At 60.9% G+C, this 8,426-nt stretch carries 8 protein-coding genes and 4 tRNA genes; all 12 read left to right on the forward strand.

Annotation, left to right across the window (positions count from 1 at the left end; all coding sequences use genetic code 11):
- The first annotated feature begins 191 nt into the window (after nt 1-191).
- Nucleotides 192-1,397: a hypothetical protein gene (locus BTO32_RS17185; protein WP_076725899.1), complete on the forward strand. Its 1,206-nt coding sequence runs from the start codon at nt 192-194 to the stop codon at nt 1,395-1,397.
- A gap of 9 nt (nt 1,398-1,406) precedes the next feature.
- On the forward strand, nt 1,407-2,465 hold the full coding sequence (locus BTO32_RS17190) for a hypothetical protein (RefSeq protein ID WP_245820379.1): 1,059 nt from the start codon (nt 1,407-1,409) through the stop codon (nt 2,463-2,465).
- The gene (locus BTO32_RS17195; protein ID WP_245820380.1) at nt 2,462-3,013 is read left to right on the forward strand and encodes a hypothetical protein; all 552 of its coding nucleotides are present in this window, start codon (nt 2,462-2,464) and stop codon (nt 3,011-3,013) included. Before BTO32_RS17190 ends, BTO32_RS17195 begins: the two co-directional genes overlap by 4 nt.
- Before the next feature lie 11 nt (nt 3,014-3,024).
- Entirely contained in the window at nt 3,025-5,403 is a 2,379-nt protein-coding gene (locus BTO32_RS17200; RefSeq protein WP_245820381.1) for a DUF6160 family protein, read from the forward strand.
- 84 nt (nt 5,404-5,487) lie between these two features.
- Entirely contained in the window at nt 5,488-6,453 is a 966-nt protein-coding gene (locus BTO32_RS17205) for a biotin--[acetyl-CoA-carboxylase] ligase (protein ID WP_076725902.1), read from the forward strand.
- Nucleotides 6,450-7,181: a type III pantothenate kinase gene (locus BTO32_RS17210; RefSeq protein WP_076725903.1), complete on the forward strand. Its 732-nt coding sequence runs from the start codon at nt 6,450-6,452 to the stop codon at nt 7,179-7,181. Before BTO32_RS17205 ends, BTO32_RS17210 begins: the two co-directional genes overlap by 4 nt.
- Nucleotides 7,178-7,861 (forward strand): hypothetical protein, encoded by a 684-nt coding sequence (locus BTO32_RS17215; protein ID WP_076725904.1) that lies wholly within the window; start codon nt 7,178-7,180, stop codon nt 7,859-7,861. Before BTO32_RS17210 ends, BTO32_RS17215 begins: the two co-directional genes overlap by 4 nt.
- 31 nt (nt 7,862-7,892) lie before the next feature.
- Nucleotides 7,893-7,968: transfer RNA gene (locus BTO32_RS17220), tRNA-Thr, on the forward strand.
- 41 nt (nt 7,969-8,009) lie between these two features.
- Nucleotides 8,010-8,094, forward strand: a tRNA-Tyr gene (locus BTO32_RS17225).
- Nucleotides 8,095-8,104: 10 nt separating this feature from the next.
- Nucleotides 8,105-8,179 (forward strand) — tRNA-Gly (locus BTO32_RS17230).
- 13 nt (nt 8,180-8,192) lie between these two features.
- A tRNA-Thr gene (locus BTO32_RS17235) sits at nt 8,193-8,268 on the forward strand.
- A 51-nt stretch (nt 8,269-8,319) separates the two neighbouring features.
- Nucleotides 8,320-8,426, forward strand: a 107-nt coding sequence (locus BTO32_RS17240) for a GTP-binding protein (RefSeq protein WP_217697040.1), incomplete at its 3' end; no start/stop codon positions are given.

An 8,426-nucleotide genomic window follows, 5' to 3' on the forward strand; every position in this document is an offset into this window, starting at 1 on the left:
ATCCTCGATGCTGGGGTTTTTTATTGGCTGCAGTTTGTTCATTTCATGACGTTCCGCACAGTCGGCCCGTCAAAACACCGCTAAAGTTTCCCAAAAAAACGCACTGGCAAAAGCCAGGCCTCAGAGACACTCATCAGTCATTCATCGGGCGTGCCGTCGAAGTGATAAGTCGGCAGCACTGGAACGTGACTATGGGTACAAACAGACTTCCCCCGTTGCTCCTGCTCCTGCTCCTGTTTAGTGCTGGATGCCGAGCTGAGCTGACCCCCATTTCCGATGTTCAGATGTCGGAAGTGACCGGCCAGGCGTTCGTGTCCATCGACCGCCAGTATCATCCCGACCCCGGCAATGCCACCGCCTACACCCGGGTCAATCTCGGGATGAATATCGACATCCAGACCAACATCGATGTTCTCGAGATGGGGCGCTATGAACGGGCGGGTGAAAAAACGGGCAGCTCCGATGTTCTGATTGAGGACTTCGCTCTCGGCTACATTCAGAACAACGCGTACTATGCCAACAACCCCGAAGCTCCCCGCATGCGTAAGCCGGACGGCAGCGCCTATGGGGAAGGGGAGATTGTTCCCTTTCGTATCGACAACCCCTTCTTTGAGTTTGCCTACGACCAAGTCACCGAGGAAATCGTCGGTTTTCGACTGGGGTTTGGTGAATCCATGGGCATTCTGTCAGGCAAGATCGAAACTCTGACCGGCAATGTCAACGTCGACATCATCGACCGCGGCGAAGGTCTGGCCGAAGCCAGCTCCAGCGGAAACATCTTCGATCAGCTCATCGTCCTGCTGACGCCTCTGCTGGAAGGGGGAAGCCCCTTACAAACCAAGGCTCAACTCGTCTATGGCGCGGACGGTGATCCCAACATCGGTTCACTGGACCCCATTCGGGCCGAGTACATCGGCGTACCGGATGGTGAAAAGTTCGTTCTAGAAGGTGCCAGCGGTTTCACCCGTTGGTCGGTCAAGAACTTGATCGGTTGGGGCTCCAGCTCGGAAATCGAAGTGCCCGGGTGTTCCTTTTTCAGCTGCCCCGGCGGTGACATTTATGTCTATGCCGAAGACTGCCTGGTTCTGGGAATTGATTCTTGCTTCGACCTGGACATCTATAACAGTTTCCCGGTTGGGCAGGTGGAGGTCGTGGAGGGCGAGCGCCAGATAACCGGCCCGGTGGATGGTGCTTTTATTTCGTTTCAGACCCGGGACCTGGACTGGCTCAAGGACGTTGGGAACACCGATCCGAATCCCGAGGACTTTATCCGCGCCACAGCGGGGGCCTTTTTCAACATTCCCAACGGTGCCACCGAAGTGAACTTGAGCGAGGCGCTGTATGGGACCCAGCGCTATCGTACAGAATACATCGATCGCGGCAAGGGGCTGTTCTAGGAGATGAAGGTGCATCTGAGCAACCGACAAAAACTTCTGATGCCGCTGCTTCTGCTCTTGTCGGCCCTGCCCGTCCGTGCCGAACTGCGCGATCTGAGTGATCGGGAACTGTCTCGGATCGACGGCACGGGGATTGGCCTGGTGCTGGAAAATTTCACCTTTTCCCATGGTACGGACGAACCCGATACACAGGGCAACCAGGCCCGAATCTTCCGCCTCTCGGGGATTCGGAGTAGCGATGGCCGGGCCGTGGATGTCACGGTAAACCACCTCTATCTCTCCGGCACCGGTAGCAACTATGGGGAAAATCTGAATCCGGTGAATCTGGGACGCTTGCTGTATCCCTGGGAAATCGATGTGGTGGACGGCAACCGTCTTGGCTTGGCCGGCAAGGCCATATTGCAGCTTGCCGCCCCAGTCAAAGTGCCGATGGCCGAAGGGTTTGATTGCCTAGGTGCCCCGGCGCAGATGGGGAGTGGCACCTGCTCCAGTCGCCCGGCTACCGCCGGCCACGCGGGTGAGCGGGCGGACATGGGCCTGCAGATGAACGTGGCGGTGGGGGATGACCGATCGGCCAACATCAACCTGCATGCCCAAAGCGCGGTGGTGGATGGAAGCTATCTGCGCTTGTGGGGTGATGGCGATCGCCGGCAAATGGCCGGGCAGATTCGGCTGAATTTCTATACGCCGGAGCTCTCAATCACCGCCTGCGCCCAGGACGGTTCATCCTGTGGTTCCCGTATCCGAATGGCCGACTTCCAACTTGAGCTAGCCATTGGCAACCCCCTGCAGCCGGTGTTTTTCGATGTCGACGGCGGCGGCCATTTTGTTCTGGAGGTTGCGGCCATCCAACAGCCCGAGCCGGGTGACATTGGCGCGGATGGGCTGAGGGGCAGCAGTCAGGCAGAGGCCTGGGACTTTTACGAGCGCTACTACACCCGCCCCGATTACCGGAGTCAGCTGGCGATTGGTAATTTCAGCGTGGGTGACCGTGATTTCGGTTCCGCCCGGATCCAGGGCATGCTGGTCCAGCACCTGAGCATCCGTACCAAGGACTTGGGGCAATGAGCGCCCGTGGCCTCCTGCTGAGCGTGTGCCTGACGGCGGGTTTCCTGCATCAGTCGCCTGTCCATGCGGAACTGGCCGAACTGGGTGATGATGCGATGGCCCGGGTGTCCGGACAGGGCGGGATCTACTTGAGCGGCGACATCAGCATCAACGCGCTGGGCGGGCCCATCGAGAACAGCTACTTCGGGCGCTGTGACGACCGCCAGAAAACGTGTGGCGCACGTGTGGCTTATCGGCTGAGGGAAAACGGCGGCTGGATGGTGCTTGATGAAATCCAGGGTAACTTTGCCTTCGAAGGGCTGACGCTCAGGGTTCGCTCGATCGATTCCGGTTTCGGTGGAGATGGGGAACCGTTCAACGGCGAGGTACTCGAGTTGGGGCTACCGGACACCATTCGGTTCAGCGATGTCCGGTTCCGGATGGCGGCAAGCAGTACCGCGCGGCCAACCGACCCCGGCTTTCGGCAGACGGACATCTTTACGGTGGATATGCAGGGTGAAGTCCTGATGCGGGGCAATCTGCTCATATTTCCCTCCGGGGCACCTTAGGAGAGGATAGGTTGAGACACGGCCCTTGGCTTTTCCTGGTTATGGTATCCGGCACGACGCCGGTGCTGGCTGATTTGCAGCATCTGGATGATGAGGCACTGGCTGACGTGCGCGGGCAGGGCGGCTTCACTCTGGAAACCGAGCTCCAGCTTGGGCTGGACCGGCTGAGTTACCTGGACGATGGCCAGGCCATTCAGCTGGAAGGTTTACACCTTGGCAGCTCCGAGCAGGATGATCGCGGGGCCTATCATCAAGTTCGGGTGAACATTGACCACGGCGCTGCGTTGAATCTCGACTACCTGGTGACGGATCGCCGGATTGAATTCGGAGATGTCCGCTTGGCGGGTGCCCCGGGGGTTGGTATGGGCGGGGTGTTTTTTGATCATTCCCTGCAGGGCTCCTTCCGTCTGCGAGCCGGAGGGGTGACCGGCGGTGCCGGTTACAGCTTCGATAGCGCCTATACCATGACCGGTGGCCGGCTCGGCTATCGCACCAATGGTAATGAGGTGTTTCTGGATGACGTCTGGATGGACGTGGAAGCCTTGGGCATGACCCTGGACTTGGTCGGCACCGCCCTTCGGTTGGAGGCCCCGCATGTCCGGGGGCAATGGCGCGTGGGAGCGATTCGCTACAGTGACAACCCCCTGAACCACGGACGCAGTCGCGATCTCGGTAGCGGCGACTGGCTGCCCAGCTATGGGGGCTTGGAAGGAGACTACGAGCTCTCTACCATCACGCTGATCCAGGCCGGTGGCCGCCGTGGCGAGGGGGTGCGGCTGGACCATGAAGCCCGCTTGAACACAGCCGGTTTTATCTACCTTGACGATGGCCACCCGCTGGCGTTCAAGGATATCAGTGGCGATTTCCGGGTGAATGACCTGCGTCTGGATGTGGACGTGGATGGGCAAGGCCGCCCGGCTCTTGCACTGACGGCTACGGGCGTGGACGGGGCGCTTTCGATCGGCGCATTGGCGCTGGGTGACCAGGGGCAAAGCCTGGGGGCAGTCAACTTCCGATTCCTGTTTCAGGATCATATATTCGCCGGCAGACAGTATCGCAATGCAGTTTATCTTCAGGGCGGTGGTCATCCGGATGCCGGCCCCCAGGGCCTTCGTCTGGCGACAGAGTGGAGCCTGCCATCGGCGGATCTGAGCTACACGGACGATGGTCATCGAGTGGTGTTCAGCGGCCTGCAGTCCTGGGGGCAGGGGGATATCACAGTAAATGTCACCCGGTCGGGGGAACGTAACGGCACTCGCTTTTACGATGGCTTGCGGATCGGCTTCGAGGGCGTCAAGGCCGGGTACCGTATCAACGGACTGCGGGTTGGTGACGAGAACGCACCTCTGCAGGGCGGAACGGAACTTTTGCTTGCCCTGGGTGTGTATCCAGCTTACGAATTTGAGCTGGACGGGCAGGTGACGCTCGGCCCCGGCGGCGCCAGTGGCGAAGGGATACGTCTCAATTCAGACCTCCGTGTTGGCAACGGCCGGGCCGCGCTCATAGTGGCGCCCTATGACGAAGGGGCGGGCGAGGTTCCACAGAAAGGCCTGTGGATCGCAGACCTGGAGTACGAAGGCCATGTTCGGGAAATGACGCTGGATGTCACCGATGAAGGGTTGGCGCTGGTGCAGGGCGAAGCTTGGAGTACCTTGGATGTGGGTAATCTACGGCTGGGTGACAAGGACTCTGGGGCAAGTTTTGGACGGTTTGTGCTGGAACGGTATGAACAAGGCAGCGTCATGACCGTCGTTCCAGGCGGCGCCGGTGATGTGTGTATCGGTGGCCAGGGAAGTTCCGGGGCGAGCTGTGAGACATCCGGTGGCCGTTGGGAGGCCCGCGGTGAGCAGGGGATTACCGTCCGGCTCAAGCAGTTGCTGGTACCCGCGGCCGCTGACGGGCGCCGCAACGCGCTGACCTGGGAAGCACACCGTGCCCGGGACAGCCAGGGGAACGCGGTCAATGGGTCCGGTATGCGCCTGGTACTCGATGATATTCACACCTCCGACGGTGGCGATCTGGATGGTGCCGGTGCCGAGAGCAACGACTACGGCATCCGCACGGAGCTTGGTGTCGACGTCTACCAGACCCGAGTGGTGAAAAAGCAGAACGGTCCGGATTCCCTGGGGGTCCAGGGCAACCGGGGCGACGAGAAAATCATGGATCCGAGCGCACCCCAGGGGTACCGCTACGTGTCTAACCCTTCGGTGGAGCAGGCGGCGAACCGGCCGTTGGGGTTTGCGGTACAGGCGCGTACCCGATTCAAGGAGTTGTCGGTTCGATCCGTGGATCTGATCCATCCCACGGGAGGCCGTCAGACGGCGGTGTACGGTGTCCGGCTGCAGAATGTCGATCTCAGGGCCAATTTGACCGCTACGCCGATGCCCTGACCCCGGTGTTCCCCCTTTTGTGTTTTCTCGGTGGGTGGTGTTTAATCCGGCCTGATTCAAACCTTCAGGTCGGACGGATATCCCATGAGAATCCAGGCACTCATTTCCCTGCTCAGTGACCGTCATATCCACTCCGGGGAGTCCCTGGCACAGCAGCTTGGCGTCAGCCGGACGGCGGTGTGGAAACAGGTTCGCAAGGCCCAGGATGAAGGCTATGTCATCGAAACCATCCGAGGCCGAGGGTACCGTTTGCTGAGTTCGGTGGACCTGCTCGAGAAAGAGGCGGTTCTGGCGGACCTTGCGCCGGAGCTGAGGTCCGCCGTCCACCTCACCGTTCTGGACGAGGTCGATTCGACCAACGCCGAAGTGTTGCGCCGCTGGCCTGACGCCGGCAGCGCCATGCCGGTGTGCCTGGCCGATTGCCAGACCGCGGGCCGTGGGCGGCGGGGGCACGCTTGGCAGAGTCCCAAGGGTGAGAACCTGTACCTCAGCCTGGGGCTGACCTTTCACGGGGGTTTCGCCCTGCTGGACGGCCTGAGCCTGGTTCTGGGGGTGGCCGTGGCGGATACCCTGGAACAGTTGGGCGCGACGAATGTCGGTCTGAAATGGCCCAACGACATCTTCATCGGGGAGCGCAAGCTCGGTGGCATTCTGGTGGAACTCCAGGGCGAACTCCAGGAAGGGATCGTGCAGGTGATCGTCGGCATCGGGGTCAATGTCCACATGACTCGGGCGGAGCTGGTGGACCAGCCCTGGACCAGCCTGGCGGCGGCCTTCCCCGACCGGTCCTGGGGCCGCAACCAGCTGGCAGCCGCGCTCATCCAGGCGGTGCAGGCGTGCACGTCGGTGTTTGCCCGGCAGGGATTTCATGCCTTCCGGCCGGCCTGGCAGGCCCGGGACATTCATTTCGGCAAATCATTGCGGGCCCGTCAGGGGCAGCTGGAAGGCGTGGGGGCCGGAATTGATGACGCTGGCAACTACTTGCTGCGAACCGATGATGGCCTGGTGCCGGTCCGGTCCGGCGAGATCAGTCTCAGGGTGGTGTCATGAAACTGCTCATCGATGTGGGCAACAGTCGGCTGAAGTGGCAATTGCGGCGCCAAGGTTCCGTCGTTGCGCGGGGCCTCGGTGAATTGGCGGGAGCCGATCCGCTGACGGACTTTCCGCCGGCGGCGCCGGTCAAAGCTATTGCCATATCCGCCGTGACGGCCGATGAGGTGTTGGCGCCGTTGCTGCGTCATCTGGAACGGCGCTTCTCCGTGGAGCCCCGGTGCTACTGGGCTGAAGCTGGGCGGGGCGGGCTGCGCAATGCCTACGAGGATCCCCGCCGTATGGGCGCCGATCGCTGGCACGGTATGTACGGTGCCTGGCTGCGCCACCGGTCCGGTTTTGTGGTGGTGGATGCGGGCAGCGCGGTGACCCTGGATTATGTGGATGCCGGCGGGCAGCACCTGGGTGGCTTCATTCTGCCGGGGCAGGGGATGATGCTTCGGAGCCTTCGGCGGGATGTGGCGCGGGTGGTATTTAAGCCCGGCGAGGTACTGGACGACACGCCGGGCAAGAGCACCTCCGAGTGTGTGAACCATGGGCTTGCCTGGCTGCTAGCCGGGCTGGTGGAGCGTATCCAGCGGGATGCCGAAAGCCTGGGGCTGACGGACGTGATTGTCACGGGCGGCGACGCGCCTCGCTGGCTGGCCCTGGGGTTGCGGGCACGACACTGCGCCGATCTGGTCTTTGACGGTTTGGCGGCCATCGATGCTGAGGAGCAGGGCGCGTGAGGTGGCTGGCGTTCCTATTGCTCCTGGCCAATCTCCTGACCTGGCTGGGGGCCGGCTATCTGAGCCCGCCGGAGCGGTCAGTGGCGCCGGTGTCGGGGGGGCTGCCCCGTGTCGCCAGCCTGAAGCCCATGGACACACCGGCGGTGGCCACGGAGGAACGCCCGGACGAATCGCCACCGGACCGCCCGGAAATCCTGTGCGTCTCCTTGGGGTGGTTCGAATCCCGGGAGCGTGCCCAGGCGCTGCTTGAGCGGTTGCCGGCGCTGTCCGAGCCGACGTCGACCATTGTTGCATCGGAGCGGGTCCTGCCGCCGCTGAACTGGGTGTTGATCCCGCCGCAGCCCCGTGAGGAGGCGCTTCGTCAGTTCCGGGACATTCAGCGTCAAGGGATCGATTCCTACCTCGTCACCCAGGGGGAGTACCGCAATGCCATTTCTCTGGGACTGTTTGAGTCTCGGGATGCCGCAATATCCGTGCTTGAAGAAAAAAAACGTCAGAATCTCAATGCGGTACTAGTCAAATATGATCGAAATCAGATAAGCTACGCCCTCAATTTTGAGGCTGAGCGGAAACGCGCCGATACGCTGGTGCGGGCGGCCCAAACGGAATTCGGAGCGGATTTCGATTTCATCGAAATCAACCCCTGCAAAGGTGTTGCAAGGGCCGGAAAAAATCCGTAGTATACCGCCCTCGCTGACGAGGCGAATGTGAGCTGGCGTAGCTCAGTTGGTAGAGCAGCTGACTTGTAATCAGCAGGTCGGGGGTTCGATTCCGTCCGCCAGCTCCAATTAAAGGTTTTGGCAGATTCGCGGGAAGCGAGTTTGTACGGGAGGGGTTCCCGAGTGGCCAAAGGGATCAGACTGTAAATCTGACGGCATCGCCTTCGCAGGTTCGAATCCTGCCCCCTCCACCACTAATTGCTCGCGGGCATCGTATAGTGGCTATTACCTCAGCCTTCCAAGCTGATGACGCGGGTTCGATTCCCGCTGCCCGCTCCAATTTGGTTTTAATGCTCATGTAGCTCAGTCGGTAGAGCACATCCTTGGTAAGGATGAGGTCACCGGTTCAAATCCGGTCATGAGCTCCACTTTTTTATCCGGTCAACGTTTCGATCCAGGTTGATTAGGGGATTGGTCAAATGTCCAAAGAAAAATTTGAGCGTAGTAAACCGCACGTAAACGTGGGCACCATTGGTCACGTAGACCATGGTAAGACCACTCTGACCGCTGCCCTGACCCGTGTGTG

Source organism: Marinobacter lutaoensis (genome assembly GCF_001981305.1).
GTDB classification, from domain to species: domain Bacteria; phylum Pseudomonadota; class Gammaproteobacteria; order Pseudomonadales; family Oleiphilaceae; genus Marinobacter; species Marinobacter lutaoensis.